General features: G+C 34.8%; 31 protein-coding genes. 11 read left to right on the top strand and 20 right to left on the bottom strand.

The genetic code is table 11. The features are described from left to right. Complete coding sequence (locus tag CRV04_RS04300; protein WP_128995579.1) at positions 1-279, top strand: heavy-metal-associated domain-containing protein; 279 nt, start codon at positions 1-3, stop codon at positions 277-279. Between the two features lie 22 nt (positions 280-301). Here the strand turns inward: CRV04_RS04300 and CRV04_RS04305 are convergent, their stop codons facing one another. Continuing rightward, a complete protein-coding gene (locus CRV04_RS04305; RefSeq protein WP_128995580.1) occupies positions 302-880 on the bottom strand; it encodes a superoxide dismutase in 579 nt (192 codons plus the stop codon). 149 nt (positions 881-1029) lie between these two features. On the opposite strand from CRV04_RS04305, the gene CRV04_RS04310 reads away from it, so the two are divergent. Continuing rightward, positions 1030-2355, top strand: coding sequence for an APC family permease (locus CRV04_RS04310; protein ID WP_128995581.1), 1326 nt, complete (start codon positions 1030-1032; stop codon positions 2353-2355). On the opposite strand, the gene CRV04_RS04315 is transcribed toward CRV04_RS04310, so the two are convergent. The 3 genes from CRV04_RS04315 to CRV04_RS04325 all read right to left on the bottom strand — a co-directional run bounded on the left by CRV04_RS04315 (position 2350) and on the right by CRV04_RS04325 (position 4490). Continuing rightward, positions 2350-2940, bottom strand: coding sequence for a hypothetical protein (locus CRV04_RS04315; protein ID WP_128995582.1), 591 nt, complete (start codon positions 2938-2940; stop codon positions 2350-2352). The two genes, CRV04_RS04310 and CRV04_RS04315, sit on opposite strands and share 6 nt — an antisense overlap. A gap of 63 nt (positions 2941-3003) precedes the next feature. Continuing rightward, a complete protein-coding gene (locus CRV04_RS04320; RefSeq protein ID WP_128995583.1) occupies positions 3004-4167 on the bottom strand; it encodes an NAD(P)/FAD-dependent oxidoreductase in 1164 nt (387 codons plus the stop codon). Next, complete coding sequence (locus CRV04_RS04325) at positions 4164-4490, bottom strand: hypothetical protein (RefSeq protein WP_128995584.1); 327 nt, start codon at positions 4488-4490, stop codon at positions 4164-4166. The genes CRV04_RS04320 and CRV04_RS04325 overlap by 4 nt, the downstream gene beginning before the upstream one ends. A 91-nt stretch (positions 4491-4581) precedes the next feature. On the opposite strand from CRV04_RS04325, the gene CRV04_RS04330 reads away from it, so the two are divergent. The 5 genes from CRV04_RS04330 to CRV04_RS04350 all read left to right on the top strand — a co-directional run bounded on the left by CRV04_RS04330 (position 4582) and on the right by CRV04_RS04350 (position 8453). After that, positions 4582-4944: a response regulator gene (locus tag CRV04_RS04330; protein WP_128995585.1), complete on the top strand. Its 363-nt coding sequence runs from the start codon at positions 4582-4584 to the stop codon at positions 4942-4944. A gap of 12 nt (positions 4945-4956) precedes the next feature. Further along, entirely contained in the window at positions 4957-5574 is a 618-nt protein-coding gene (locus tag CRV04_RS04335) for a chemotaxis protein CheX (protein ID WP_128995586.1), read from the top strand. Continuing rightward, entirely contained in the window at positions 5574-7118 is a 1545-nt protein-coding gene (locus CRV04_RS04340; protein ID WP_128995587.1) for a sensor histidine kinase, read from the top strand. The genes CRV04_RS04335 and CRV04_RS04340 overlap by 1 nt, the downstream gene beginning before the upstream one ends. 74 nt (positions 7119-7192) lie before the next feature. Beyond that, positions 7193-8071, top strand: coding sequence for a DnaJ C-terminal domain-containing protein (locus CRV04_RS04345; protein WP_128995588.1), 879 nt, complete (start codon positions 7193-7195; stop codon positions 8069-8071). A 1-nt stretch (position 8072) separates the two neighbouring features. Continuing rightward, positions 8073-8453, top strand: coding sequence for a heat shock protein transcriptional repressor HspR (locus CRV04_RS04350; protein WP_128995589.1), 381 nt, complete (start codon positions 8073-8075; stop codon positions 8451-8453). A gap of 20 nt (positions 8454-8473) precedes the next feature. Here the strand turns inward: CRV04_RS04350 and ftsZ are convergent, their stop codons facing one another. From ftsZ to arsC, 6 genes are read right to left on the bottom strand one after another with little or no spacing between them, the layout of a single operon-like run. Continuing rightward, positions 8474-9565 carry a cell division protein FtsZ gene (ftsZ, locus tag CRV04_RS04355; protein WP_164969124.1) on the bottom strand — a complete coding sequence of 364 codons (1092 nt, stop codon included), beginning with the start codon at positions 9563-9565 and terminating at the stop codon, positions 8474-8476. Positions 9566-9609: 44 nt separating this feature from the next. Further along, a complete protein-coding gene (gene ftsA / locus CRV04_RS04360) occupies positions 9610-10977 on the bottom strand; it encodes a cell division protein FtsA (RefSeq protein ID WP_128995591.1) in 1368 nt (455 codons plus the stop codon). Next, a complete protein-coding gene (locus CRV04_RS04365) occupies positions 10978-12450 on the bottom strand; it encodes a peptidylprolyl isomerase (RefSeq protein WP_128995592.1) in 1473 nt (490 codons plus the stop codon). It abuts the gene before it with no gap. A gap of 54 nt (positions 12451-12504) precedes the next feature. After that, the gene (locus CRV04_RS04370; RefSeq protein WP_128995593.1) at positions 12505-14799 is read right to left on the bottom strand and encodes an AAA family ATPase; all 2295 of its coding nucleotides are present in this window, start codon (positions 14797-14799) and stop codon (positions 12505-12507) included. Then, positions 14799-15152, bottom strand: a complete 354-nt coding sequence (locus tag CRV04_RS04375) for a hypothetical protein (RefSeq protein ID WP_128995594.1) — start codon at positions 15150-15152, stop codon at positions 14799-14801. Before CRV04_RS04375 ends, CRV04_RS04370 begins: the two co-directional genes overlap by 1 nt. Further along, complete coding sequence (gene arsC / locus CRV04_RS04380; RefSeq protein WP_128995595.1) at positions 15153-15503, bottom strand: arsenate reductase (glutaredoxin); 351 nt, start codon at positions 15501-15503, stop codon at positions 15153-15155. A 107-nt stretch (positions 15504-15610) separates the two neighbouring features. Between arsC and CRV04_RS04385 the strand changes: the two genes are divergently transcribed. Further along, positions 15611-16729 carry a response regulator gene (locus CRV04_RS04385; RefSeq protein WP_128995596.1) on the top strand — a complete coding sequence of 373 codons (1119 nt, stop codon included), beginning with the start codon at positions 15611-15613 and terminating at the stop codon, positions 16727-16729. Here the strand turns inward: CRV04_RS04385 and CRV04_RS04390 are convergent, their stop codons facing one another. The 7 genes from CRV04_RS04390 to ribA form a co-directional block, all read right to left on the bottom strand. Further along, positions 16730-17035 carry a hypothetical protein gene (locus tag CRV04_RS04390; RefSeq protein WP_128995597.1) on the bottom strand — a complete coding sequence of 102 codons (306 nt, stop codon included), beginning with the start codon at positions 17033-17035 and terminating at the stop codon, positions 16730-16732. A gap of 55 nt (positions 17036-17090) precedes the next feature. Then, positions 17091-19106, bottom strand: a complete 2016-nt coding sequence (gene glyS, locus CRV04_RS04395; RefSeq protein WP_128995598.1) for a glycine--tRNA ligase subunit beta — start codon at positions 19104-19106, stop codon at positions 17091-17093. Further along, positions 19099-19251 carry a hypothetical protein gene (locus CRV04_RS12860; RefSeq protein ID WP_164969120.1) on the bottom strand — a complete coding sequence of 51 codons (153 nt, stop codon included), beginning with the start codon at positions 19249-19251 and terminating at the stop codon, positions 19099-19101. The genes glyS and CRV04_RS12860 overlap by 8 nt, the downstream gene beginning before the upstream one ends. Positions 19252-19321: 70 nt before the next feature. Then, positions 19322-19690: a hypothetical protein gene (locus CRV04_RS04400; protein ID WP_128995599.1), complete on the bottom strand. Its 369-nt coding sequence runs from the start codon at positions 19688-19690 to the stop codon at positions 19322-19324. Further along, positions 19687-19905 carry a PP0621 family protein gene (locus tag CRV04_RS04405; RefSeq protein ID WP_128995600.1) on the bottom strand — a complete coding sequence of 73 codons (219 nt, stop codon included), beginning with the start codon at positions 19903-19905 and terminating at the stop codon, positions 19687-19689. The genes CRV04_RS04400 and CRV04_RS04405 overlap by 4 nt, the downstream gene beginning before the upstream one ends. After that, the gene (gene rsmG / locus CRV04_RS04410; protein ID WP_128995601.1) at positions 19902-20495 is read right to left on the bottom strand and encodes a 16S rRNA (guanine(527)-N(7))-methyltransferase RsmG; all 594 of its coding nucleotides are present in this window, start codon (positions 20493-20495) and stop codon (positions 19902-19904) included. The genes CRV04_RS04405 and rsmG overlap by 4 nt, the downstream gene beginning before the upstream one ends. Beyond that, a complete protein-coding gene (ribA, locus tag CRV04_RS04415; RefSeq protein ID WP_128995602.1) occupies positions 20495-21070 on the bottom strand; it encodes a GTP cyclohydrolase II in 576 nt (191 codons plus the stop codon). Before ribA ends, rsmG begins: the two co-directional genes overlap by 1 nt. A 58-nt stretch (positions 21071-21128) precedes the next feature. On the opposite strand from ribA, the gene hemB reads away from it, so the two are divergent. The 3 genes from hemB to CRV04_RS04430 are packed head-to-tail and all read left to right on the top strand — an operon-like array spanning position 21129 to position 24023. After that, entirely contained in the window at positions 21129-22103 is a 975-nt protein-coding gene (gene hemB / locus CRV04_RS04420; RefSeq protein WP_128995603.1) for a porphobilinogen synthase, read from the top strand. A gap of 16 nt (positions 22104-22119) precedes the next feature. Then, complete coding sequence (locus CRV04_RS04425) at positions 22120-23325, top strand: PAS domain-containing sensor histidine kinase (RefSeq protein ID WP_128995696.1); 1206 nt, start codon at positions 22120-22122, stop codon at positions 23323-23325. An 8-nt stretch (positions 23326-23333) separates the two neighbouring features. Beyond that, positions 23334-24023: a response regulator transcription factor gene (locus CRV04_RS04430; protein ID WP_128995604.1), complete on the top strand. Its 690-nt coding sequence runs from the start codon at positions 23334-23336 to the stop codon at positions 24021-24023. On the opposite strand, the gene CRV04_RS04435 is transcribed toward CRV04_RS04430, so the two are convergent. Genes CRV04_RS04435 through CRV04_RS04445 form a run of 3 tightly spaced genes read right to left on the bottom strand, consistent with a single transcriptional unit; the run spans position 24003 to position 26930 of the window. Beyond that, positions 24003-24707 (bottom strand): anaerobic ribonucleoside-triphosphate reductase activating protein, encoded by a 705-nt coding sequence (locus CRV04_RS04435; protein WP_228126469.1) that lies wholly within the window; start codon positions 24705-24707, stop codon positions 24003-24005. The genes CRV04_RS04430 and CRV04_RS04435 overlap by 21 nt on opposite strands. Further along, the gene (nrdD, locus tag CRV04_RS13020) at positions 24658-24825 is read right to left on the bottom strand and encodes an anaerobic ribonucleoside-triphosphate reductase (RefSeq protein WP_128995606.1); all 168 of its coding nucleotides are present in this window, start codon (positions 24823-24825) and stop codon (positions 24658-24660) included. Before nrdD ends, CRV04_RS04435 begins: the two co-directional genes overlap by 50 nt. Next, positions 24819-26930 (bottom strand): ribonucleoside triphosphate reductase, encoded by a 2112-nt coding sequence (locus tag CRV04_RS04445; RefSeq protein WP_128995607.1) that lies wholly within the window; start codon positions 26928-26930, stop codon positions 24819-24821. The genes nrdD and CRV04_RS04445 overlap by 7 nt, the downstream gene beginning before the upstream one ends. Positions 26931-26980 lie beyond the last annotated feature (50 nt).

Raw genomic sequence — 26980 nt, forward strand, 5'->3', positions numbered from 1 at the left:
ATGAAACAGACATTTGAAGTATTAAACGTAAAGTGTGGTGGTTGTGCCAAGACTTTGATTAAAGGTTTAAATGAAGAGTTTGGTGATGTGGAGGTGAATTTAGATGTTCATCCTCGTCAAATCAGACTTGAAATGGAAGAGAATCAAATGGAAGATTTAAAATTAAAACTTCGTAAAATGGGTTATCCTCTTATAAGTGATGAATTAAGTGGTTTTGAAAAAGCAACAACCACGGCAAAAAGTTTTGTCAGTTGTGCTATAGGAAGAATGAACAGCTAAATAAAAGAGAGTTTCCTCTCTTTTATCCTTCTAAATTTTGTGCTACAAAATTCCAATTAACCAATGCCCAAAAATTCTCTAAATATTTTGGTCGAGCATTTCGTGTATCGATATAATAAGCATGTTCCCATACATCACATGTTAACAGAGGCGTTAAACCTTCGGTAATAGGTGTGGCTGCATTAGGTGTTGATATAATGGTTAATTGTCCATGATCATCTTTAACTAACCATGCCCATCCTGAACCAAAATGATTCACAGCTGCATTGGTAAAGGCCTCTTTAAATGTTTCAACTGAACCAAATGCTTCCGTTAAGGCATCTGTAACACTTTGTGGTATTTCAGAACCATTAGGCACCAATCCTTTCCAAAAAAAATCATGATTAAATACTTGTGCAGCATTATTAAATACTCCACCATCGGACTCTTTGATAATATCAGTTAAGGAGAGGTTTTCATATTTTGTTCCTTCAATTAAACCATTTAGTTTGGTCACATAGGTTTGATGATGTTTTCCATAGTGATACTCCAGTGTCTCTTTAGACATATATGGTTCAAGTGCATCTAATTCATACGGTAAGGCCATCAATTCATGTTTCATTGTAATCTCCTTGTTGTAGTTTGTTTGAGTGTCAAATATGACACAATTTAAATTAATTCACTATAAGAGAGAAAGACTAGTTTTGTTTTTAAGATAACCTTTTCTAAAAATTTTCTCGTTATAATGGTTTAAAAAGATACGGATAGAAGATGAAAGCAGACATTATACACAGAAACAGAGGAAAATCTTTAGGATTATTGGAGCTTATTGCCATTGCATTAGGGGGAATGGTCGGTGGAGGCATCTTTACTGTTTTGGGTATTTCTGTATCGATGATAGGTGCTTTTACACCATTTGCGATTACTTTAGGTGGCATGATAGCTGCTTTAGCTGCATACTCTTACATTAAATTGGGTGTTTATTATAAAGATGAAGGTGCAACCTACTCTTTTTTTAAACGAACTTTCCCTCACTCTTCGTTTGCGGGTTCTTTAATTGGTTGGTGGGTTATTTTTGGTTATATCAGTACCATTGCATTGTATGCATATACGTTCTCTTCATACGCGATTAGTGGTTTTCCCTTTGCAGATGATCAACTGTTGCGTAAAATGGTTGCTTGTGCTGCAATTACTTTGTTCGTATCCATCAATCTTTGGAGTGTCAAAGGCATGGGAAAAATAGAGGATTTGATGGTTTATACTAAATTGGTTATTCTTGTAGTAATCTCTTTTTCTTTAATTAATCACTCTCAAACCACTTTACCAAACCTTTTAGAAAACAATATGGATATTTCTGTGCTTTCTATATTAATTGTTGCTTCTTTAACATTTGTGGCCTATGAAGGCTTTCAATTGGTTATAAATGCGGTCAATGAGATGGATAATCCTTCTAAAAATATTCCCAGAGCAATTTACAGTGCAATATTTTTAGCGGTTATGATTTATGTTATTATCTCATTGGGTGCTATTTTAGCCATCCCTTTTGAAAATATCATTCAAAATAAAGAGTATGCTCTTGCTGCTGGGGCAGAAGAGAGTTTGGGGCATTTTGGTACGCATTTGGTTATCCTTGGTGCGGTGTTAGCTACATGCAGTGCAATTAATGGCACACTTTTTGGGGCATCAAGACAGATGTCTGTGATTGCTCAAGATGGCTACTTTCCTAAGCAACTTGCCAAACGAAATCAAAACATTCCGACTTTGGCTGTGATTTGTATGGGTTTATTTGCTGTATTATTGATTGTTTTAGGTGATCTGCAAGTTATATTAGAGTTTGGAAGTGTGACGTTTTTATTGGTTTCGTTCTTGATGGCATATGCGAATTATAGGATACGAGATAAAACGAATTCTTCTTTATGGATTACTCTGCTTTCAATGGTTGCGCTGTTTATGGGAACGTGTATGATTATCTATTATGAAGTGGTGACTCAAATTAAACAACTCTATTTTATTGTAGCCATTTATGTCATTTTAACTGTTTTAGCGTATGTGTATGCCAAATTGAGTGTTAAATCGATGCAAAAGCATCGATTATAACATCTCTACAAGTGGTTGAAGTGCCTCTTTTTTCTCTTCTTTACTCATTGTACCATCTAAAGCACCCTCTTTTACTTCTCCTTCAAGAAGTTTTGTAATGGTACCATCTATATTGATTTTATAGGCACTGAACGCAGTTTTTGCATTATTTGTAACTCCTAATGCATTGACCATGTTGCCTTCAAAATCATAAATCATAGGTATATTACTGTGTTCATTAAGTTCCTCGAGTTTACCAGGAATGAACATTTTTTTTACAAACCATGGTGCGCTTGAAATGTTTGCAACCATCACATACGGTAAAGAGATATCAAAAAATCTTGGTAAATCTTTAACAACGGCTAAAGAGTCATGATTTCCTACAATTAAGAGCGTCTCTTGATTCTCTTTAAAGAGTTCAGTTTTATTAACAATTTGATCTTTTCCAACCAATTCAAAAGTGTTTGGAAGACTTGATAAGGTTAAATTTTGTTCTGATAATCCTTGTGAAGCATTCATTTCAGTTGGTTTTTCAGCTGTAATAAAAACCAACACAGCAAAGGCTGCAACACCTAAAAAAACGAGTTTTATGATATTTTTAATCACTATAAAATCCTTTATAAAAAAATGTACAGAATTCTATCATGTTAAAATAAACAGAAGATTAACTTACGCTTGACGCTTTGCCCAACGTATAAAAAGACGATCGGTTGTAATATCTGTTTGTAATTGAGTGCCATTGACCATGTGATCGACAAGTTGCTGTGCCAAATAAGGGCCTAAAACAAAACCTCGACCACCCAATCCATTGAGTACAAAAAGTTTTTTATATCGAACAAATCGTTCATGTGGTACATGTGTCCCATTTTTTATGTATGGAAACATATTAAGAGTTTTTTGTGAGTCAATAAGTTCACCGACCATGGGAAAATAATCAACACTTGAAGCGCGGGCTCCTATTTTTATATCAAGTAGTTTCACATCATTAAGTTCATGAATATCACGGGCTCTATTTAATAAAAGTTCTGTATCATTTTTAATGCTGTTTTCATCGCAACTTAAGCGTATAAAGTTTTTCTCTGTGGGAGCTCTTAAACACTCTTTTTGCTCAAGACTATCTTGATTAAATCGATGGTGTGTTGCACCAATGCTGACTTTGTAAGTATGGCTGTTCTTTAGTTTTTGTGACGTAGAGAGTGAACACTCTTTATGGTAGTTAACATCAATACAACTGTTGGTTTCTATATCAATTCTTTGCCCCCAAACAGGGCGAATGTTAAAGTATTTTTCCTCTATTAACGATACATCTGCTCCGGTTGTTAACACAAGGTTGGATGCAATCAATTCATGATTAAGAATATATTCATCGTTGATGTAACTTATATGTTTAATATCATAATTAGATTTTTTATCACATCTTTTAATGAGTTCTTGACAAAGATTATAAGTAAATACTTGTGAACCTATAGGAAAAAAACAACCCTCCTCTTTGAGTTCATACTCAAAATCCATATGAGGTAGATACGATTCAAACTTCATTTTATCCTCTTCATCCTTGGGTATTCGAATAACTCCTTTGTTTATAAGAAACTCGGGAAACTCTTTTTTATAAAAATCAATTGAGAACTTAAGAGCTTGAGTGACCAATGTTTTAAAGGTGTTGGGTTTACCTAAAAGTGGCGATAAAAATCCACCTGCTGTGCTGCTGGCGTTTTTAGATGTTGAATCAAGTCTATCAACAATCAGAACATTTTGACCACTTTTTTTGAGATAATAGGCTGTTGCACACCCTGCAATACCTGCACCCACAACAATATAATCATATTTTTTCATATATTACTTTCTATTTCATTTTGTAATCGATAATTGGGACGCCAATACCCTCTTCCACCTCGAAGACTTACACAATGGTATTCTGGAAACTTTTGTTTGTAGTAGTTGAGTCGCTCTTTGGTTGTTTTTCCTGTATCACAATAAAAAACAAAGATACTTCCTTTAGGGAACTCTCTCATTTCATAGGGATTATATGTGATGCTTTCAATGTTCTCTAAAGGTTTGAGGATGGTGTCAATTAAAACCACTTTAATATTGTGTTTTTCCAGCTCTAAACTGTATTTGTATAACTCTTCTTGAGTCCATTCATCTTTCGTAAACATAGCACATTTATACCATACTTTTCGTAAAATGTTTATTTCTTTTAATCTTTTTTGGGTAAAATAAGATATAAAAATAAGAGAAGGTTTGTTTATGAAAGTATTAGTAGCCGATGATTCAAAAATGGCACGAAAAATGCTGATTAAAATATTCTCTGACTGCCGTGAAGGGCAAGAAGATGAAATTTTACAAGCACAAAACGGGGAAGAAGCCGTTAATTTATACAAGGAGAATACTTTTGATGTGGTTTTCTTAGATTTGACCATGCCAATTATGGATGGCTTTCATGCACTTAAATTGATTAAAGAGTTTGATTCCAATGCAAAAGTGATTGTAGTTTCTGCTGATATCCAACAAGGTTCAATGAGCCAAGTACGAGAAGATGGTGCGATTGATTTTGTGAAAAAACCAATCAGTGATGTAAAAATGAAACAAATATTAGAAAAAATCAAATAAAAGAAACAGAACATGCAATCAGAAATTTTAAGTGAAGACCAACAAGACTGTTTACAAGAGTTAATTAATATTGCCTATGGTTCAGGAACAGCAGCAATTTCTGAGATTTTAGATGCATTTGCAACACTCTCTATCCCAAAGATTAATATCATTGAAACCAAATATCTTAAAGAGCATTTAGAAAATCAAGTACAAGTGGGGATGCCACAATATCTTGCAACACAACTGATTAATGGAAAATTTTCAAGTGAGAATCTTTTTATTATTGATGAAGATTCAAGTAAAAATCTTGCGCATGAATTTGGCTTAGAAGATGAAGAATTGGACGATCAAAATGAGATCAGTGATGTGATTTTAGAGATTACCAATATTCTCTCCTCTTCAACCATCAGCAAATTTGCTGAAGAGATGGAAATAGAGGTCTCTTTTTCACCACCATCAGTGAAACTGTTAAACTCTTTAGATGAGATGGACAGTAATTTCATTGATAAATATCAACAAGTGATTATTATCTCAACGATTTTACAGTTTGAAAACCAAAATATTCGTGGAGAATTGTTGATTTTAACGACCGATGATACAATTGAATTCATCAAAGAACTTCTGGATAAAATTTTAGACGAGTTGTAATGGATTATTTAGATAAGACCAGTTTGATATGTGATACAGTTGATAACGGAATTATACTTCTAAATGAAGATTTAGAAGTGCTATTTTGGAATCGTTGGTTGGAGACTCGTACTAACATCTCTCTTGACGAGATTCTCAATAAAAATATTTTAGACATTTTTCCTGATATTAATAAAAATAAGCTCAAACGGAAGATTAAAGCAGCTTTAACACTCAACTCTCCTACTTTTTACACCACTGAAGTAAATGAATCTTTTTTTAATATTGAGTATAAAAATAAGATCACTGATCGTGTTTTTTATAACATGCAACAAAATGTTACGGTCACCCCTTATGATGTACAAAAAAAGCTTGTAATCATCTACGTATACGACAGTACAATGCTTCGAGAAACCAATTTTAAACTCTCCCGAGCCAAACAAAATCTTGAAGTGGAACATCAAAAAGTTTTACAAATCAAAGGACAACTTGAAGAGTCCATTGAGGAGTTTGAGTTTCTTTTGAATGCCACTATGGAAGCGATTGTTATTTTTAATGAAAACAATCAATCGGTGAATATCAATGATGTTGGGGTTGAGCTGTTTGGACTAAACTCAAAAGAAGAAGGCTTACAAAAAGATATCGTTTATTTCTTTGAAAGTGCAAGTTTAAATTTAAACAATGCAGCTGCAACCTTTGAAGCAACGATGCGTTTGAAAAACGGTTCTACTTTTCCTGCGTTGGTAAAGTTAAAAGAGGCCGATTTTAAAGAACGGCACTATAAAATTCTAACCATTGTTGATTTAACGGAGTTAAAGTATCGTGACCGACTCATTTCTGAACAAGCCAAAATGGCTGCCATGGGAGAGATGATAGGAAACATTGCGCATCAATGGCGTCAACCTTTAAGTGCGATTACTACTGCAGCAAGTGGCGCAAAATTGCAAAAAGAGTTTAATATGCTCACCGATGAGTTGTTTAATGAGTGTTTAGATGGTATTGTAAGAAACTCCATGCACCTTTCTCAGACAATCAATGACTTCAGAGACTTTATTTCAGGAGATAAAGATATTGTAGAGTTTGATTTAGAAGAGAATATACGAAAAAATATATCTATTGTAGAAAGTATGCTTAAACATCATAAAGTTGAAGTGCATATTGAGGCTAAATCTTCTTTGAAAATTCATAACTATAAAAATGAGCTAACACAAGCCTTTTTAAATCTGATTGACAATGCAAAAGATGCTTTGATACAACATAATATCAAAGAGAAATATATTTTTATAAAAATTTATCAAGAGGGTTCTAATGCCATTATAAAAGTGACGGATAATGCCAAAGGAATTCCAACAAATATTATGAAAAAGGTGTTTGAACCTTACTTTACGACCAAACACCAAAGTCAAGGAACGGGCTTGGGACTTTATATGACGCATCAAATTATAGAGAAGAGCATGCAAGGCAGTATTGAAGTTCAAAACACAACGTTTGATTATCATGAACACACCTTCACAGGTGCCACTTTTACTATCACTCTGCCAATCATGACTAAAGAGCTCTATTAAAGTTGATTGACATCGACTCAACTTTATGTTATAATGTGACTTTAAAAACGAATATTTTATTTTAGGATTAGTTTATGGCAAAAAGTTTATATAAGACGCTTGAAGTCAGTGAAAGCGCAACACCGGATGAGATTAAAAAAGCATATCGAAAATTAGCAAGAAAGTATCATCCTGATGTCAATAAAGAGAAAGATGCTGAGGATAAATTTAAAGAGATCAATGCAGCATATGAAGTTTTAAGTGACCCTGAGAAGAAACAACAGTATGACCAATTTGGTGATCAAATGTTTGGTGGTCAAAACTTCCATGATTTTGCACGAAATCAAGGAAGCCATGTCGATTTAGATGAAATTCTTCGACAAATGTTTGGCGGTGGGGCTGGATTTGGTGGTGCCTCTTTTGGAGGAAACCCTTTTGGTGGAGGTTTTGGAGGTTCTGGCTTTGGAGCTCCTGATTTAGACATTTCAGCACAAATCACCATACCGTTTGATGTGGCCGTCTTAGGTGGAAAACAACACATCTCTTTAAACAATGACAGTTTTGATATTAAAATCCCTGAAGGGGTTGAAGATGGTCAAAAAATCAGAGCCAAAGGGAAAGGTAAGAGTTATCAAGGTCAACGAGGAGATTTGATTATCAAAGTCAATGTGGCACAAAGTCCTGAGTATGAAAGAGATGGTTCTACTTTAATAAAGAGCTTTGATATTCCTTTAAAAACTGCTTTGTTTGGAGATAAAGTACAAATTAAGACCATTCATAAAGAGTTGACGCTTAAAGTACCTGCAAACACTAAACAGAATCAAAAATTCAGAGTCAAAGAGTTGGGGGTTTTAAATCGTAAAACAGGTACCAAAGGGGATTTATACCTTAAAGCCAATATTGTGTTACCAAAAATCGAAGATTTAGATGAAGAGCTTGTGCAACAACTGCAAGAGAAGTTACCAGGAGCATAAGATGGAAACAAAAGCGTACACTGAACCGGTTTATTTGATTTCAGCTGTAGCTGAGATTTTAAGTATTCATCCTCAAACTCTGCGACAATATGAACGAGAAGGTTTAATCAAACCCTCTCGAACAAATGGTAAGATTCGTTTATATTCCCAAAAAGACATTGATCATATCAAAACCGTGTTGACACTCACACGTGAAATGGGTATTAACTTAGCTGGTGTGGATTTGATTTTACAGCTCAATGAGCGCATTGAGAAGCTTGAAAGTGAGATTGAAGGCTACAAGGGTAAAATTAAAGATTTAAATCGTTTTGGCGTGGTACCAAGTTCAAAAGCGTTGGTGATTAAAAAAAGTTCTTATGATGTGGTGATTATTAAAGAGTAGAGTATGGACTCTGACTCTTTTTATTTAAGGTTGTACTTGATCTCGTAGTGTCGCATCAATGGCGGTGTGTCGAGGTTGTTTTCGTTATTGTGTACAATATTCTCACTCTTTTCACTTTCATCACTCTCTTCTTCTTTTGATAAGTGGTTCTGAGAAGCAAATCCTGTTGCTACAATCGTGATTTTAACTTCATCTTTTTCCAGTGTTGGGTCAGAAGTGGTACCAAAGATTACTTCGGCGTTAGAATCAATCGTATCATGGATGGTTTCCATAACGTTGTTGATGGCCAAGAGTGATACTTGTGGATGAATGTTAAAGTGGATCAACATCCCTTTTGCACCACTTAATGACATCTTATCAAGCAGTGGAGAGTCAATGGCATGTTCTAGTGCTCTGTTGGCTGCATTTTCTCCTTTGGCTTTACCAATACCCATAAGTGCCATACCTTTATGTTGCATGATGGTTTTAACATCAGCAAAGTCGGTATTAATATCAGAATTACCTGGATTTAAAATGACTTCACTCATACCATTAACGGCTTGAAATAGAATGTTGTCAATGATTTTAAAGGCATCTTTCATACCAATATTTTCATCAATGATTTCAAGTAATCGATCGTTTGGAATGACAATGATAGAGTCACTCACTTTTTTAAGCTCTTCAAGTCCTAAGTTTGCGAGTCCTGCTCTTTTTTTCCCTTCCCATGCAAATGGTTTGGTTACAACTGAAACAGTGAGTGCGCCAATCTCTTTAGCTGCTTTTGCAATGATGGCAGCAGCACCTGTTCCTGTACCCCCACCAAGACCAGCAGCAATAAAGACAATATCCGATTTACCAATGGCACTTTTAATGTCTTCATAGCTCTCAATGGCTGCATCGCGCCCTACCTCAGGCTTCATTCCTGCACCCAATCCTTTGGTGAGTTTAAGTCCCAATTGGATCTTTTTAGGTGCTTTAGAGATATGTAAAACTTGCAAGTCTGTATTGGCTGCAATGAGGTCGATCTTATGACTGCCTTCGTTGATCATATGGTCAACCATATTACAACCACCACCTCCTACTCCAATGACAGAGATTTTTGCAACATTGTCAGAAAGTACTTGGTTGGGCATTTGCACAGTTATATCCTTCGCGTCAAATAAATTATCATTACTCATTAGAACCACTCCGCCACTTTGTTCCAGAATTTTGAAACACCTTTGGCTTTATCTTTTTTAGAAATTGTTGGTAATGCATCTGTTTGTTCTTCTTGTGAAGACACCGTTTGTGTTGGAGCCTGTTTTGCTTGTTCTTGTGCAGCTTTAGGCTGTTGAATCTCTTTTTTATATCGAAGTTGTTTGTTTGAGTCTAACTCATAGCTTGGATTGGGATCAAGTCCATAAAGAAGCAGTCCTACAATCGTTGACATGGTCGGGTCATCAAAACTCATGTAACCGTTTCGAATATTGACGGGATTGGAAATTTTTACAGGCATGTTATCAAAAATAAGTTCGGCAAGCTCTTTAATGCCTGGCAGTTGACTCATACCACCGGTGATGACAATTCCTGCACCCAATGAGTCTGAGATACCGCTTTTTTTAATCCGCTCTTTAGCTAAGACTAAAATCTCTTCAACTCGTGCATGAATGATGGTTTGTACAGAGTCTAAAGGCATCTCTTTTGTGTTTTGTTCATCTCCAATGATGGGGATTTTAATCTTTTTAATGGTGCTTTCATCTTCATGTCCAGAAGCACTTCCACTGTGTAAGTTGGCATACTTCATCTTAATGGTTTCAGCTGCATTGGGTGGTGTTCTTAGCATAATAGAGAGGTCATTAGTGATATTCATAGACCCAACTGGCAAGAAGTCATTGTATACAATTGATTTGCCTTTAAAACAGACGATATCAGTCGTGCTTCCTCCGATATCTAAAATTGCAGCTCCAAATCGTTTTTGTTCTTCGTTTAATACAGCAATGGCAGAAGCATAACCGCTTAATACAAAGTTTTTAATCTCTAGATTTGAGCTTTTTAAAGCCGATTTGATGTTGGTCAGTGCAGTCTTTTTCGCTGTTACAATATAGACTGCAACTTCAAGTCGGGCTCCATTCATATTCAGTGGATTATCAATGAGTTGAGAGTCATCCACTTTATAATAAATAGGCAGTACATGCACCACATCATACTCAGGTACAATGGTGGCGTTATACAGTGCCATTTGTAAAACTTGATTGATTTCAGTTTGAGTGATTTGTCCATTTGGCACGTTCACACTTCCTGAACTTCTTACCCCTTTGGTGTATGCAGCAGAAATAGAGACATAAGTGGAGTCTATTTTACTTGCAGTACCTTCATCAACACTTTTAACAGCTTCTTTAATGGCTTCTGATGCTACTTCGATGTTGGTGATTAACCCTTTATTGATCCCTTCACTCTCTTCAACTTTAGCACCTAAAATATTTATTTTATTGTTTAAATCATTTTGAGCTATTACTGCTGTTATACTAGACGAACCAATATCTATAGCTAAAATAGTATCACTCAATTATTTATCCTTTGATTCATCATTGACTGATGATTGAATTTCATATCTGTTCTCTAAATTACTGATTAAATTCGACATTAACTCACTGTTTTGTAAGTTTGATAAAGTAGATTCAACCACCTCTTTTTTACTCGTATCAATCTCATTGAGTCGTGATTTATTGATTTTATATAACACAATTTTATTGTTTAATGTGATTGAACCTTTTACACTGTTGGCATTGAAAAGTTGATTTAAAAAGTCTGCTGCTTCATTTTGAGAAAGACCTGGCAGTTTATTCACCGATGTTCGGTTAACATAGCCAACATTTGAACCTTTGAAGTTTTCAAGCATTGCTTTTGCTTTTTGTGCAATTTGAATCTGTCGCTCTTGTGCAATGTATGCCTCTTTGGCTGCAGGTTTTGCCTCATTGTAGCTTAAAGGTTGTGGGTCGTTTTTACTGTTGACTTTTACAACGATGTATTCATTGTTGTATAAAAATGGTTTTAATACCTCTCCTGCAGGAGTTGTTTGAATCTCTTTGATATTTTCTACTGGATAGAGTAACTCATTTTCATATACCATTGAGGTTGCATCAAACTGTGCTTTTGCTTTTTTAAGGTCCAAATAGGTTTTTAGTGCCTCTTTTTTTGTCTCTTTGATTAAAATAGCATTGATGATGTCTGCTTTTGCCTCTTCAAGTGTTTTTATTTTTCCATCTTCATGTGTGAAGTCGGTTTTGAATTTTGAGTAGTATGTTGAAATCTCTTCATCTGAGATATCTTGTTTGATTAAAGGAATTACTTTTGTCTCTAATTCATAAGCAGTATCAGACATGTAGTTGTTTTTATTGGTTTCCCAATATTGCTTAAGTGCATCCTCTTTGACATCGATTTTGATTTCATTGGCATCAAGTACAGTCATGTTGATGTTATCTTCAATGAAAAGCAGTTTTCCAATGTTTTCAATCTCTTTGTCATTGGCTTGAACATTTAAAATTGACTCGATTTTATTTAAAAGAAGATTTCTTTTTAAAGAGTTTTCAAATTCAACAGGATTGGTTCTGTTTTGTGCGAGCACTTGTACGTAGGTATTTTTGTCAAATTTTCCATCTTTTTGGAATGCTTTATATTTGACAACCTCTTTTGCGATGTCTTCATCAGTTACATCCAACCCAAGTTCATCTGCATATGAAAGAATAAGATTTTTTTGAATCACCAAGTTATATGCAGCATCAGAAAGATTAAACTGTTTTGCCATCTCTTGGTTAAACTGTCCACCTAACATTCGAGCATATTGCTCATAAAGGTTGCTGTACTCTCTTTGATATTCATCTAAAGAGATCTCTCGATCACCTACAACTGCAACTACACCTGATTTTTTACCGTAATCGTACGACCCCCATCCTACAAAACCTGCACCAATAAACGCAATCGTACTGATCCAAATTGTAATTACTAACCATTTCTTGTGTCTTTGCATCCATGTAATCATAAAATATTGTCCTATAAATTTTTTGATTTATATTACAAAAAAGTAGCTTTTATATTAGTTAAAATGCTCTTTGAGAATGTCATTAATCACTGATTCTCGTTTTGTGGTCTCTATTCTTTTACATGCACTCTTAAAAGCATCCTCTTCTCCTACGATATGACACATTTTTTTAGCTCGTGTGATGGCGGTGTAAAGAAGTTTTGTATTGTGCATGATATAATGAGAAAAAGTCATGGGAATAAGTGCATTTTCATACTCCATTCCTTGGGTTTTATGAATGGTCAAACAGTATGCTAAACTCAAATGAGAATCGAGCATATCAAAGTCATAAAAAACGACCATGTCATCATTGGGGTACAATACAATGCATTTTTCTTCATCAAAATCAAGTTTGATGATAAGCCCCAATTGTCCATTGAAAACACGTTTTTCAACAAAATCACTCGAACTTGTTTTATACATATGCATGGTTTGAGCTTTCATGTTTTCATTTTTAATGTGTATGACTTTATCCATGAGTTTATACTCATATAAACGTGTCTGTTTTGAGGTTTCACGACTTGAATTAAAGAGACGTTGCAGTTGAATATTGAGGTTCTCCACTCCTAAAACACCACCTTTCATGGGGGTGATAATTTGAAAGAGTGTTAACGCTTTATTGATTTTTTTCTCTTTAATCAATGCATATAATTCTTTGATATAACCACTTGCAATATGCAAAATAGAGTTTAAAATGCGCTCCGTGTTTTCATTTCGTAATTGTGCAAAATTTTGTTGGGTTTGAGAATTTTTTGCTGCATAATAGTTGTTTATAGAGATGTCATAAAATTTAAAATCCTCATACTCATCTTGATATTGAGGAATTTCACCTTGTCGTATCTCATTGGCAATAACGGCAATGGCTTGATGCTCATTTTGTCGATAAATTTTTGTGAGTTTGCATACGGGTGCGAGTTCATATTTGATGCAATCATGCAAAATATTTCCTGCGCCAATAGCAGGAAGCTGACCATCATCTCCAACGACGATAAAGATAGAATCTGGATGAATCTTGGAGATGACTTGATAAAAAGTCACACTGTTGACCATGGAAGCTTCATCAAGTAAGATGACTTTATAAGGGAAATACTCTTTATCTTTGTGTTGTACCAGCAAAGATTGTATGGTAGCACTGTTGTACCCAGTCGTATCAGATATTCGCTGTGAAGCAATCCCACTTAGAGCAATGGTCATGATATCATCATAACGTACAATCTCTTCAAGCAGTTCTAAAATGGCTCGACTTGAGGTGGACTTTCCTGTACCGGCATAACCAATTAAAAAGAGTGTATTACTGCCTTCATTGATGATTTCAACAGCGTGCTTTTGTTCACTGCTGAGTTCAAATCCCAGACTCTTCTCTTTTTTTTCAATGTACTCTTTAAAGTTGGATACAATTTTTTTATTGGGCAACTCTTTAGCTCTGTTTTGAAAGAATTCTAAGATTCTGCTTTCTGCATAAAAAAGCATACGCGGAGCAAAACGGTTTTCTGAAGTTTGCGATATCTCCTCTTGGGCAAGCATGGTGTGGAGGCAAGACTCATATAACACCTCTTCATTGTGAAAGTTTAAAGCTTCATCCAACAGTCTGTAAAGATGCTCTTTTGAAATTGAAGAGTTCCCGTTGTTGTCACAATACTCTCGCAGTGTAAAGTTCATGCATGCCATAATTCGAAATTGACTTTTTGCATCAAGTCCCAGTGAAAGTGCAATTTCATCCGCTTTTTTAAAACCAATACCTTTGACTTGTATGAGAATATATGGATTTTGTTTCAGACGTTCTATGAGGTTTTCTACTTCACTGAAGTGCGCATAGATTTTAGTAATAAGATTGCTGGTAACTCTGTATTTTGAAAGAAATGAACCCAGTTCTCTTAAGTGTTTAAATTTTTGCCAAGATTGTAAAATGGTTTGAAGTTTTTTCTCTTTGATGCCTTTAAAATTGAGCAGTTCACTGGGTTTGTTATTGAGTATTTCAACAAGCTCTTCTTCTGTATATTTTTCAAGCATCTCATGTGCCATTTTTTTACTGACACCTTTGACAATTTTGGTTAAAAAGAAAAAGAGTTCAGCCTCTTTGAGCTCAAGTGTTTCAAACTCAAATTGTACGCCATATTTTTTATGTGTAATCCAGTTTCCTGTTAAAACAATCTCTTCTCCTACAATCTTTTCAATGCTGGTATCAAAGTATTGTCCACAAATTTTTTGATTGTTTTCTAAAACAGCAATACAGTATTTGGTCTCTTCATTACAGTAAAGTACTTTTTTAAGTACACCAGAGAGTTTATAGGTTTTATGCTCGTCTTGCATTAATATCCATCATAAAAGTTTTGATTTTTGTGTTTGTCTTTTTTATAGCTGGTTCGATTCTTCTCTTTTTGAAGCAAGTTGGCCTCTTTTAAAAGCATCTCTTTTTCATTTTCAAAGCTTTCAGAGTGGTGTTCGATGCTTCTTAAGACCAAATCAATGTAGTTTTTAAGAGCGACTAAATAAGGGGAGTTCAAATCAACACTTTGCGCTTTTTTCATCTCTTCGTAGTTTTTTAGTGTACGCTCTTTATAGAGTTCAAAATCAAAATTGTCAAGTTTTAAAAGTGACATATTACGTTTAAAGAATTTCTCTAATACTCGGATATATTTGATTCGTTTTGATTTCTCGTGCATCTATTTAATGAGTTCCTTAACGTTTTCTAGCGGTCGTCCAATCACTGCTTTATCGCCTTTGATAACAATAGGACGTTCAATAAGTTTAGGGTGAGCTACCATGGCATCAAGGATTTTGTCTTCATCATGTTCATTTTTTAAATTCAGTTCTTTATAAATATCTTCACCGGTTCTTAAAAGTTCACTGGGTTTAATGCCTAAAAGTTTAATAATATGGCTTAACTCCTGTTTATTTGGAGTTGCTTCTAAATATGGAATAACTTTAAAATCACACTTATTATCTTCAAGCAGTTGTAGTGCATTTCTGGATTTTGAACAGCGTGGATTGTGCAAAATAGTGAGTTGACTCATAACTCTCCTTGTGTGATTATTTTATTTAGATTATAGCTGATTAATGGTTATAACAATATTTATCTAGACTCTGCTATAATTATTATATATACAAAAGCGGAGAAACCATGCAAAGAGTTGCGGAGTTAAAAAAACTTGCCAGAAATTTAACTGCACTTATTGTTGAAACACAGAGTGAAACAATAGATTTTTTTAAAGAGAATTTTAAAAATATTTTTAAAGAGTTGATTTTTGAAAAAGATGGCTTACGCGCTTTAGAAAGTTACAAAAAACACCAACCTGATATTGTTATTACAGAGTATGAAGTTGAAGAAATGAACAGTTTGGCACTGATTAAAAATATTAAAAAAGTGAATCGAAATGCACAAATTATTGTTGTATCAACGAAAAAAGATGCCACTACTGTATTAAAAATGGTGCATACAGGTATCGTTGATTTTCTTCCAAAACCAATTGATAAACTGTTGTTACATAATGCATTGGTGCGAGGAATGGCAATGACTACTCCAATCAATGCATTGAGTGAAAAGGTATCGTCTGAGTCACCTATTGAGTCATTAAAAGCACTCGAAGAGAACAACAATGAAATTCAACTGATCAGTGATTATAAGGGTATTCCCATTATTCACAAAGGAACCATTGTTTATATTCATAAAGATTATGTTGAAATTCAAACGCGAAAAATACAAACCAAAGCAATTGAGTTTAATGGAAAAACCATCATTGAATCAGAGTATCTTTCAGGTGATATTGAAGGAAAACTTTTAAGCATTGACAATAAAAATGGTCAAGTTGCTTTAAGTGGTCTGAAATTTATTGAGTATACGCCTAAAAGAAGAAAATATGCACGTATTGTACCCTCTTCTGATATGAAACTCATGGCATATAAAAAAGGTGGCGCTAAAATTGATATTACACTGGTGTCTATCTCGATTAATAACTTGACGTTTAAGATCAAACATTTGCCTGATTTTTTCAAAGAAGATACCCTTATTGATTTGAAATTGGCTTTTGAAATACCTGAATCAGACTTGGCTTATTATGTTGATAAACTCTGTATCTCTAACTTTCAAGGTAAAATTTTAAAAATTACACCAATGGAGGATTATTATATTATTGGCATTACTTTTGAAATACCTAAAATCAATGAAGATGTCTTTAAAAAATATCTTTATACAAGAGAACTGCAACTTATCGAAGAGTTTAAGAAGTTTGCACGCGGTTAATTAGCGGTTGTTATCCATATAATCTAAGTACATGGATGCAATAGTATAGCTGTTGAGCTCTTTGACATTATCTTTTATTTCATCTTCTATTTTGATGCATGTCTCTTTGTTACTTTGTGTGGGATCAATTAAATACAGTTGCATACAAATGATGGCCGCATCGGTTAAGTAGCTGTTTTCATAATGCAAACGATTAATCATTTCAAGCTCTTCAACCACACGATTAGAGAGGTAGTGAAAAAGTAAAGTGACCACAAAAAAGAGTGTGGTCAATGTATAAAGAACTCTTTTAAAAAATTTTTTCATGATTTATTATAATCAATTTAATCTTTAAGAAAAAATAGTTTAAAGAGTTAATTTGTTAAACCGTGATTTCTTTAATATCTGCAATGGTTTTAAACGCTTGATACACAAGACCAATCAGATGTTTTCTGTTGGCTTTGATATTTGGGTTTTCATGATTTACAAACACGCTATCAAAGAATGCATCGAGTTGTGGTTTCAGTGCAAAAAGTGCTTCTAACTCTTCATCATAGCTTAAGTAAGATTTCTGTGTTACTTCACTGTATTTTACATATAAAACCTCTTCAGCTTCGTCTTCAAAGAGTTCAGGATTGATTTCTAACTTATGGTTGGTATCAATATCTTTGATGATATTTGCCACTCGTTTAAACGTTGCACTGTACTCTTTAAAATCACTGCTTAATACCACAGGGTTTAATGCACACAATTTTTGACTGATCTTGAAAATATTGGTTTCTCCACTTCCTAGCACTGCTTTAAGTACTGAAGGGTTGACATCAAAGATTTTAAAGAGTCGTTCATTAAAAAACTCTAAGAGTTGCTCTTGGTTCAAGTTTGGATAGTTTACGCTCAGTTCACTCACCACTGCTGCAAAATCTAAGTTCAGTTTATGTTCAATGGCTATTTTAACAATACCAGCTGCCGCACGTCTGAGACCAAATGGGTCTTTTGAACCTGTTGGAATTTTACCCACACTAAACAGTCCCATAAGATTGTCAATTTTGTATGAAAGTGCAATGATGCTTGAAAAGAGGTTTGATGGAAGTTCAGAGTCTTCTCCATCAGGAAGGTACTGCTCTTTTAATGCAGTATAAACCAGCTCATCTTCATTGGCTGCTTTGGCATAGTAGTAGCCCATCAGTCCTTGAAGTTCTGTAAACTCGTATACCATCTCTGATAAAAGGTCAGCTTTAGAGAGCATCACCGCTTTTGTAAGTAGTTCAGTGTTGCTCTCTTTTAAAACGGATGCTAAATGTGAAGCAATTTTTGCTTCACGTTCACACTTGTCATACATGGAACCCAACCCTTCAACGAAAACTAATGTTTTGAGTCCTTCATTGTTCAATCCATTGTTAAGGTCATTTCTGTAGAAGAACATACCATCGGCAAGTCGTGGTCGAAGCACTTTTTCATTTCCTGCAATAATGTTACTGAAATCATCTGTTTTGGCATTTGAAACCACGATAAAGGCATTGGTCAGTTTATTGTTTTTGTACACTGCAAAATATCGTTGGTGCTCTTTCATTGAGGTTACAATGACTTCTTCTGGTAACTCCAAGAAAGGTTCATCAAATTGTCCTAAAAGTGCTGTTGGGTACTCTGTAATTGCCACAACCTCTTCTAAAAGCTCTTCATCAATCTCTATGGTGATGCCTTGTTCTTTTTCTAAAGTTTTCATTTGCTCTAAGATGATTTTTCTTCGCTCATCAGGATAGAGAATAACTCCATGTTTATCAAGTTTGCAGAAGTAATCCCCTGCAAAATCAAAGGTAAATGGCTCGTATGAAACCATTCTGTGTGCAAACGAGGCTTTTTGTGATTTTACATCAAAAAGTTCTGCATCTATGAGCTCTTCCCCATGAAGAACGCATAAACTTCGAATTGGTCGAATAAAGCTCTCTGTATTGCTTGCCCAACGCATTGATTTACCAAAATCCAATGATTTAATAAACAGATTCACCATATCATGTAAAAGTTCTTTTACAGCCGTTCCTTTCACCTCTTGTTTGAAGTAAAGAACTTCCCCTTTTGGAGTATCTTTTGTGCTTAACTCTTCAACGCTTACGCCGCACTTTTTAGCAAAACCAATGGCAGCATTTGTGGGTTGCCCCTCTTTGTAAGCAATGGCAACAGGTGCACCAAATTGCTCAACAACTGAGTCTTCTTGCGCTGTTGCAAACTCTCTGTGCCACAGTACTAAACGTCTAGGAGTATAAAAGAAATCAAACTCACATACTAAATTGAATTGCTCTAAAATGGCAAGCCATTTTTTTTCAATATGGGGTAACTCGTTTAAAAATGGAATGGCTGGTAACTCTTCTACTCCAATTTCAATCAGCAGTGGTTTAGTCATTGTGTGAATCCTTCTCTTTTCGTTTTTCTATTTCGTCAAGTTTGTCTTTGTGTTTTTGAATTTGTTGCTTATTAAAGCCAATAATGAACATGGCCACAAAAAATACAAAGAGTATTAATACAATTGCATCTAAAATTTCTTTCATTTTATTCCAATTAATTGCTTTTTTAAGGAAGTGATATTATCTAAAACTCCCTTATTTTCAGCTAATATCTCTAGAGTATTGATGAATATACCACTCCGTCAATCTCTGCTTTGGCTATTTTTTCAAGCTCATTGTTTGAATCAATGATGCAAAGAACTTTGGCATCATACATGTAGTTTTCAGCAATGAGTTGAATCTGTTTTGCTGTTTGAAATGAAGCAATGATATAACGTGCTTTTAAAGCATTGGCGTAAATTCCTTCTTTGACTTCATTGATTTGCACTGCATACGGCACACTGTTTTGAGCACAATACTGCATCAAAGCTTTATTGTAGGGAAAAAGAACTGTGCTGTTTGCTGGTGTGTTTGCAACATCTTGAACACAATTTACTTTGTGCAAAGCTTCATACGGAACAATCTCATCACCTAAAATAATCATTTCAGACACTCCTTTGAGCAAAAGTATCGTCCATTGCTTAAAATGGCTTCATCTTTTGAAACAAATGTTTTACATGTTGGACACTCTACCATGATATCTTCAAGTTCGCTTTTACTCTTTTCATTCTGTTTTATCTGAGTCTCTCTTCCTTTTTTGAAAAAGATAAGATAGATTAAAAATAGGATAAAAATAAAAGCTAAAATCTTGAAAATCATTGTTGTCCTTGTATATGTAAATAGTTTCGTTCGTGCACGTTGATTATTTTATAGTTATTCAACTTAGCCTCTTGTAACTCCTCTTTGAGCATGCTGCCTTTATAGAAGAGGTAGCTGGTGTGTTCATCACTGATGTTTTTCGTCAGTTGAAGCAGTAAAGAGGTGTTTGTTACGGCCCTTGAAGTGATTAATTCAAAAGGTTCTTGGTTTTCAACCTCTTCTACTCTTGCACATATCACTTCAAGGTTTTCAAGTTTTAAAGCATTTTTGACAAAACTTAAAAAAGCGCATCGTTTGCTGCGTGATTCAATCAATGCGCCTTTGATATGAGGTTGTGCAATGGCAATAAGAAGCCCCGGATACCCAGCACCTGTACCAATATCTGCAAATGAAGTGAAGTTGTTGATAAACTGTAAGGGATAGAGTGAGTCTATGATGTTCTTCTCTATTTGGTCTGTTTCAAGCTCAGCTGTGAAGTTATGAACTTTTCCCCATTGTTGAAGCAGTGCCACGAACTTTTCACAACGCTCATAAAACTGCTCATCCAAATTGAGGTTAAGGGGTTCAAAATTACTTCTATTTAACTGCATTAAAACATGTGCCCCATCTGCTCTTTTTTGGTATTGATATACTCTTTATTGTACTTGTTTGATTTGGTAATTGCAGGTATTCGTTCTTTTATATCAACTCCAAGTGATTCAACGTACGCCAGTTTTTTCGGGTTATTGGTGATAAGTTTGATTTTTTTAATACCCAAATCTTTAAAGATGTGTTCAACGATACGATAATCTCGCTCATCCTCGTTAAAACCCAACTCAACATTGGCTTGAATGGTGTCTCGACCTTGATCTTGAAGTGCATACGCATTGACTTTATTAAGCAGACCAATATTCCGCCCTTCTTGTCGATGATAAATCACCAAACCACCCTCTTGTGCAATGAACTTTAACGCCAAATCCAACTGGTTTTGGCAGTCACATTTTAAGCTTCCAAGGGTGTCACCGGTTAAACACTCTGAATGAATTCGTACATAGGGTATATCTAAATCTTGAAAATTTTCACTCATAATGGCAAGGTGCTCTTGGTCCTCATCTTTGTAGGCTTTTATCTTAAACTTTCCGTATTTTGTAGGTAAATTCGCTATATTTGATTGTATTATATTCATTTATCTTTAAACCTTAAATTGTTAGAATTCGAGATTATATCCAATAAAGGTAAATAGAATGTTTAAAAGATTTAGAAGATTAAGAATTAATGAAACTTTAAGAGATTTAGTTCGAGAAACGACCTTAACACCCAATGACTTCATCTATCCTCTGTTCGTAAGAGAAGGTGAAAAGATTAAAACTGAAGTGTCATCAATGCCAGGTGTTTTTCAAATGAGTATTGATGAGATTTTAAAAGAGTGTGAAGCGATTCAAAAGGTGGGGTTAAACTCAATCATTCTGTTTGGAATTCCAGATGTTAAAGATTCAGTGGGAAGTGAGTGTTTGTGTGAAGAGAGTATTATTGCTCGAACGATTAAAGCCATAAAAGCACAATTCCCAACCATGTTTGTGGCAACCGATCTTTGTTTTTGTGAGTACACTGACCATGGACACTGTGGTATTTTAGACCCAAAAACACAAACCGTTGATAATGATAAAACTTTAGAAATTTCAGCTCAACAAGCATTGGTTCATGCTCGTGCAGGTGCGGATATGATTGCTCCAAGTGGAATGATGGATGGCATCATTGAGACTTTAAGAACTGCTTTGGATGATAATGGATTTGAAAATCTTCCTATTATGGCTTACTCTACTAAATTTGCAAGTGCATATTATGGGCCATTTCGAGATGTGGCTGAGAGTACACCAAGCTTTGGGGACAGAAGAAGTTATCAAATGGACCCAGCCAATCGTCTTGAAGCGATTGAAGAGTCACTTGAAGATGAACGACAAGGTGCTGATATATTGATGGTGAAACCAGCACTTTCATACTTAGATCTCATCAGAGATATTCGAAATGAAACCAGACTTCCATTGGCTGTTTATAACGTAAGTGGTGAGTATGCCATATTAAAACATGCAGGGAATGCTGGTTTAGTTGATTATGACCGTGTGATGATGGAAACTCTTTTAAGTTTCAAACGCGCTGGGGCTGATATTATTATTACTTATCATGCAAAAGAAGCGTGTATTTTATTGAACCAAAAATAAAAAAGCTGTTTATATGGTGCCAAATCGATATCAAGAAGCAATAGAACACTCGAATATTGTCTCAAAAACTGATATTGATGGCATTATCACCTTTGTCAATGAGGAATTCTGCAATCTTTTAGGCTACACCAAAGAGGAACTTATTGGTAAAAACCACAACATTGTACGACACCCTGAAGTGCCCTCTTCTAACTTTGAAGAGCTTTGGCGTGTGATTAAACAAGAGAAACAAACTTATAAATCTACGGTTAAAAATTTAACAAAAGATGGTCGCACGGTCTATTTGAATACCACTATTACTCCTATCTTTAATGAAAAAGAAGCCATAGAAGAGTTTATTGCTATTCGTTATGATGTGACGCAAGAAGTGGAGTTAAAAAAGAATCTAGAGCAAAAAGATGCCCAACTTCAACAACTCAATTTAACACTTGAAGAGCGTGTTAAAGAGCAAACACAACAACTGCACGAACTCAATAAAACGTTAGAACAACGAGTCAAACAAGAAATTGAGAAAAATGAAGAGAAACAAAAATTGCTTTTTTGGCAATCACGTATGGCTTCATTGGGGCAAATGTTGGCCAATATTGCACACCAATGGCGACAACCCCTTACAGAGCTTAACTTAACATTTTTTAATATTAAAAAAGCGATGAACGATAAAAACATTAAAAGTGTTGAAGCGTACTACAGCGAGGGTAAAAAAATCATCAAATCGATGTCTCAAACCATTGATGACTTTTCTAACTTTTTTGACCCACATAAGGATGTCGAACCATTTTTATTAAATGAGGCCATCTCACAAGCTTTAGAGATACTTTCAAAAATGATTACACGAGAGAATATAAACGTATCATGTGAGTATGAAGAGATTGAGGTTTTAGGGGTTAAAAATGAACTGGAACAAGTCATTATTAATCTTATTCAAAACAGTACAGATATGTTTAAACTTCACCAAATACAAACGCCTCGTATTGTGATTAAAACTTACATAAAAAAAAGCTTTGCTTTGATTGAATTTTTGGACAATGCTGGAGGTATTGCGCCTCAAAATATAGATAAAATTTTTGAACCCTATTTTACAACCAAACATAAAAGCAGTGGCACAGGATTAGGGCTTTTTATGTCAAAGCTTATAATTGAAAAGAGTCTTAATGGCACCCTAAAAGTATCCAATAAAGATGCAGGTGCCCTCTTTACTGTAACCATACCTTTACATATTTAAGGATAACGATGATTAACCGACAACAACTTAAAGACTTAAAACTTCTTATTGTTGAAGATGAAAAAAAACTCTCTACTTTTTTAAAAGATGCCATTTGTGAATATTTTGCGAGCGTTACTTTAGCAAGTAACGGTGAAGAGGGGATCAATAAGTTTAATAAAATACACCCTGATGTTATTATAACAGATATTATGATGCCAAAAATGGATGGTTTACAGATGGCAAAATCTATCAAAGAGATTAATAAAGAGGCACATATTATTGTTTTAAGTGCTTTCAGTGAAAAAGAAAAACTTCTTAAATCCATTGATGTGGGGATAAATAAATACTTTATTAAACCGTTTGATCCCGATGAACTTTTACATCACATTGATAAAATTGCTTTAAAGTTACATAACCGACGTTATATGAATATCAATAAAGAGTTTATGTTTGATAAAAACAGTAAAAATTTGTATCAAAAAGAGCAGCTTGTCAAACTCACTCCACGAGAGCGAGAGTTTTTTGCACTGTTGGTTCAAAATGCTAATATGATTGTAGGTATTGAGTTGATTAAACGTACCCTTTGGCCTAAAGAGCAAGAGATCTCACCTGAACGATTACGAACTTTTATTAAAAGAGTACGCATTAAAACATCAAAAAATCTTATAGACAATATCTCTGGACAAGGTTATACTTTATCGAAAGACAATATTTAAATCTTGACTGAGCCTACTTGTGTCAAATGGGTGAATGGGCTCCTTGATATTACTTAAATGAGTGGGAGTCAAAAGAAAATTTTGTACAAAATAGCTGTTTTTATAACCCAATGCTACTAATGTGTTAATAATTTCATTGATGTCATTAACATTGAGTAAATCACTGTGCAAGGTGGTACGAACTTCATGCGCAATACCACAACCAATTACAAAACGCAAACTCTCTTCAAAACGCTCATACTCTTTATTTTTTGTGATGTTGTAAAATTTTGATTTAGGGGCTTTAAAATCTAAAGCAACATAATCCAACAAGTCATGTAAAATGAGCTGCTTTAAAGCATTGGTATGTAAACCATTGGTATCTAATTTGATTTTAAATCCCATCGATTTTATAATAGTACAAAGTTCAAAAAGATTATGTTCCAACGCTTCTCCACCACTTAGAACCACACCATCAAGCAATCCTTGTCTTCGGTTAAGAAATTCAAATATATCTTCATAGCTGTAAAGTGAGGATTCTGGGCAGAGTACAATATCTCTGTTGTAACAGTACACACATCGCATATTGCACCCTGAAAACCACAAAACAGATGCTAAGTGGTCAGGGTAATCCGTAGTGGTAAATGGTGTTATATCATGCACTCTTTTTTGGTTCAATAAACTCTTTTCTTTGTTGGTGTTCACCTTTTTTTCCTATATTAAAACTCTCTACTGGTCTGTGATAACCCATAACACGAGTATATACTACGCATTTTCTTCTTTGTTCTTGCATTGTTCTAAGCAAGTTCTCATTATTTAGCATGCTTCTTTCTCCTTTTCATTAAGTTTTTCAAGTAATATTGCATCACATTTTGGGCAAAATTCATGCTCTCCATGGATATATCCATGCACTTCACATACAGAAAAAAGTGGAGTGATAGTGATGTATGGAAGCTTGAAATTAGTGATGATATTTTGCACCAATTTTCGACACGCCTCAGCTGAGCTGATTCTCTCTTTCATGTACATGTGTAAAACGGTTCCTCCTGTATATTTGCATTGTAATTCATCTTGTAAAGTTAAAGCTTCAAAAGGATCATCCGTCAAATCAACGGGAAGTTGAGAAGAATTGGTATAGTAGATGTTTTTACCACTGCCTGCTTGTATGATATTCTCATATCTTTTTTTATCTTCTTTTGCAAAACGGTACGTTGTACCTTCTGCAGGAGTGGCTTCTAAGTTGTACAGATTACCTGTTGCTTCTTGGTATTTCACCATTTGTAAACGCATAAAATCAAGAATTTCAATGGCCAACTCTCTTCCATACTCTTTGGATATGTCATGTTTATCATTGGTAAAGTTACGAATCATCTCATTGATGCCATTGACACCAATGGTTGAAAAGTGGTTGTTGAAACTCTTTAAATAGCGTTGTGTATAAGGGAAAAGTCCTCTCTCATAAAGATCATTGACAAAAACACGTTTCTTTTCCAAAGTAGAGTGTGCTAAGTCCATGAGCTCTTTTAATCGAGCCAGTAATGCTTTTTTGTCCTCTTTATATAAGTACCCCAATCTGGCCATATTAATTGTAACCACGCCTAAACTCCCCGTCATCTCTGCACTTCCAAACAGCCCTCCTCCTCTTTTTAAGAGTTCTCGTAAATCCAATTGTAATCGGCAACACATGCTTCGTACATGCCCAGGTTTATACGCTTCTTCGTTGATAATACGCTCACCCTTATTGTTGGTGGTGTATTGGCTACCAATGAAGTTTTGAAAGTAAGAACTTCCAATTTTAGCTGTGTTTTCAAATAGAATATCGGTGTTTTCACCATGCCAGTCAAAATCTTCAGTGATATTTACCGTTGGAATAGGAAATGTAAAAGGCTGACCGGTTTTATCTCCTTCGGTCATTACTTCATAATAGGCTCTGTTTATGAGATTCATCTCTTTTTGAAAGTGTTTATAACAAAGCTTCTCTAAAGAGTCACACCCTTTGTGTAAAGCTTGCTCTTCTAAGTGAGAATTATTGATGTCTTTAAACAAATGCACGTCATTTCGTGTGGGAATTTGCTTTTTTAAATCTTCAGGCACGGTCCAGTCAATAGTGATATTGGTAAATGGACTTTGCCCCCAACGAGCAGGAACATTAAGATTATAGACAAAACTTTTAATTGCTTTTTTAACCTCTTTGTATCCCAGTTGGTCTTTAAAAACATACGGAGCCAAGTATGTGTCAAAACTGCTGAAAGCTTGTGCCCCTGCCCATTCACTTTGTAATATCCCTAAGAAGTTTGCCATTTGACCTAAAGCTTCTCTGAAGTGATTGGGTGCTTGGCTCTCTACTCTTCCTCGAACACCATTAAAACCTTCATTTAAAAGTAGCCTTAAGCTCCAGCCTGCACAATAACCACTTAAACAATCCAAGTCATGAATATGATAATCTGCATTACGATGAGCATACCCCTCTTCTTTTGAATAAATCTTGTCCAACCAGTAGTTTGCAATGACTTTTCCTGCGGTGTTATTGATTAATCCTGCATGGGAGTACCCTGTATTTGAGTTTGCATTTATGCGCCAGTCACTTCCATTGATGTACTCCTCAATGGTTTGTGTGGAATTAATGTAAGTTGTGTCATCATTGAGTCCTAAAACGTGCTCACGTTGCATTTTATGTATGTTTCTGTAAAGCATAAAGGATTTCATGACATCAAAATAACGTCCCTTATAAAGCTCTTTTTCTATAATATCTTGAATATCCTCAACGGCTGCTGCTCGTCTGTTTTTAATTTTTTCTAATACATTAAAAAATATGTCACTGTCGTATCGAATATGTTCACTTTTAAACGCTTTTTTGATGGCATCTTCAATTTTAAAAGGTTCAAAAAGTTCATAATTTCCATTACGTTTGAGTATTGTTTCTACCATAATTATCCTTTTTACAAATGCCATTTTAAAGCAGTGCAACTTAATAGATA

This window comes from Candidatus Marinarcus aquaticus (assembly GCF_004116335.1).
In the GTDB taxonomy this organism is placed as follows: domain Bacteria; phylum Campylobacterota; class Campylobacteria; order Campylobacterales; family Arcobacteraceae; genus Marinarcus; species Marinarcus aquaticus.

Coding starts and splice junctions, on each gene's coding strand:
- CRV04_RS04330 (WP_128995585.1), top strand. CDS start 4,582: ATGAAAGTATTAGTAGCCGATGATTCAAAAATGGCACGAAAAATGCTG.
- CRV04_RS04305 (WP_128995580.1), bottom strand. CDS start 880: ATGAAACATGAATTGATGGCCTTACCGTATGAATTAGATGCACTTGAA.
- CRV04_RS04385 (WP_128995596.1), top strand. CDS start 15,611: ATGCAAAGAGTTGCGGAGTTAAAAAAACTTGCCAGAAATTTAACTGCA.
- CRV04_RS04310 (WP_128995581.1), top strand. CDS start 1,030: ATGAAAGCAGACATTATACACAGAAACAGAGGAAAATCTTTAGGATTA.
- CRV04_RS04340 (WP_128995587.1), top strand. CDS start 5,574: ATGGATTATTTAGATAAGACCAGTTTGATATGTGATACAGTTGATAAC.
- CRV04_RS04300 (WP_128995579.1), top strand. CDS start 1: ATGAAACAGACATTTGAAGTATTAAACGTAAAGTGTGGTGGTTGTGCC.
- CRV04_RS04365 (WP_128995592.1), bottom strand. CDS start 12,450: ATGATTACATGGATGCAAAGACACAAGAAATGGTTAGTAATTACAATT.
- ftsZ (WP_164969124.1), bottom strand. CDS start 9,565: ATGCCCAACCAAGTACTTTCTGACAATGTTGCAAAAATCTCTGTCATT.
- CRV04_RS12860 (WP_164969120.1), bottom strand. CDS start 19,251: ATGAAAGAAATTTTAGATGCAATTGTATTAATACTCTTTGTATTTTTT.
- CRV04_RS04350 (WP_128995589.1), top strand. CDS start 8,073: ATGGAAACAAAAGCGTACACTGAACCGGTTTATTTGATTTCAGCTGTA.
- CRV04_RS04430 (WP_128995604.1), top strand. CDS start 23,334: ATGATTAACCGACAACAACTTAAAGACTTAAAACTTCTTATTGTTGAA.
- CRV04_RS04400 (WP_128995599.1), bottom strand. CDS start 19,690: ATGATTATTTTAGGTGATGAGATTGTTCCGTATGAAGCTTTGCACAAA.
- CRV04_RS04390 (WP_128995597.1), bottom strand. CDS start 17,035: ATGAAAAAATTTTTTAAAAGAGTTCTTTATACATTGACCACACTCTTT.
- rsmG (WP_128995601.1), bottom strand. CDS start 20,495: ATGCAGTTAAATAGAAGTAATTTTGAACCCCTTAACCTCAATTTGGAT.
- CRV04_RS04375 (WP_128995594.1), bottom strand. CDS start 15,152: ATGCACGAGAAATCAAAACGAATCAAATATATCCGAGTATTAGAGAAA.
- glyS (WP_128995598.1), bottom strand. CDS start 19,106: ATGACTAAACCACTGCTGATTGAAATTGGAGTAGAAGAGTTACCAGCC.
- CRV04_RS04345 (WP_128995588.1), top strand. CDS start 7,193: ATGGCAAAAAGTTTATATAAGACGCTTGAAGTCAGTGAAAGCGCAACA.
- CRV04_RS04405 (WP_128995600.1), bottom strand. CDS start 19,905: ATGATTTTCAAGATTTTAGCTTTTATTTTTATCCTATTTTTAATCTAT.
- nrdD (WP_128995606.1), bottom strand. CDS start 24,825: ATGCTAAATAATGAGAACTTGCTTAGAACAATGCAAGAACAAAGAAGA.
- CRV04_RS04320 (WP_128995583.1), bottom strand. CDS start 4,167: ATGAAAAAATATGATTATATTGTTGTGGGTGCAGGTATTGCAGGGTGT.
- hemB (WP_128995603.1), top strand. CDS start 21,129: ATGTTTAAAAGATTTAGAAGATTAAGAATTAATGAAACTTTAAGAGAT.
- CRV04_RS04335 (WP_128995586.1), top strand. CDS start 4,957: ATGCAATCAGAAATTTTAAGTGAAGACCAACAAGACTGTTTACAAGAG.
- CRV04_RS04325 (WP_128995584.1), bottom strand. CDS start 4,490: ATGTTTACGAAAGATGAATGGACTCAAGAAGAGTTATACAAATACAGT.
- arsC (WP_128995595.1), bottom strand. CDS start 15,503: ATGAGTCAACTCACTATTTTGCACAATCCACGCTGTTCAAAATCCAGA.
- CRV04_RS04445 (WP_128995607.1), bottom strand. CDS start 26,930: ATGGTAGAAACAATACTCAAACGTAATGGAAATTATGAACTTTTTGAA.
- ribA (WP_128995602.1), bottom strand. CDS start 21,070: ATGAATATAATACAATCAAATATAGCGAATTTACCTACAAAATACGGA.
- CRV04_RS04370 (WP_128995593.1), bottom strand. CDS start 14,799: ATGCAAGACGAGCATAAAACCTATAAACTCTCTGGTGTACTTAAAAAA.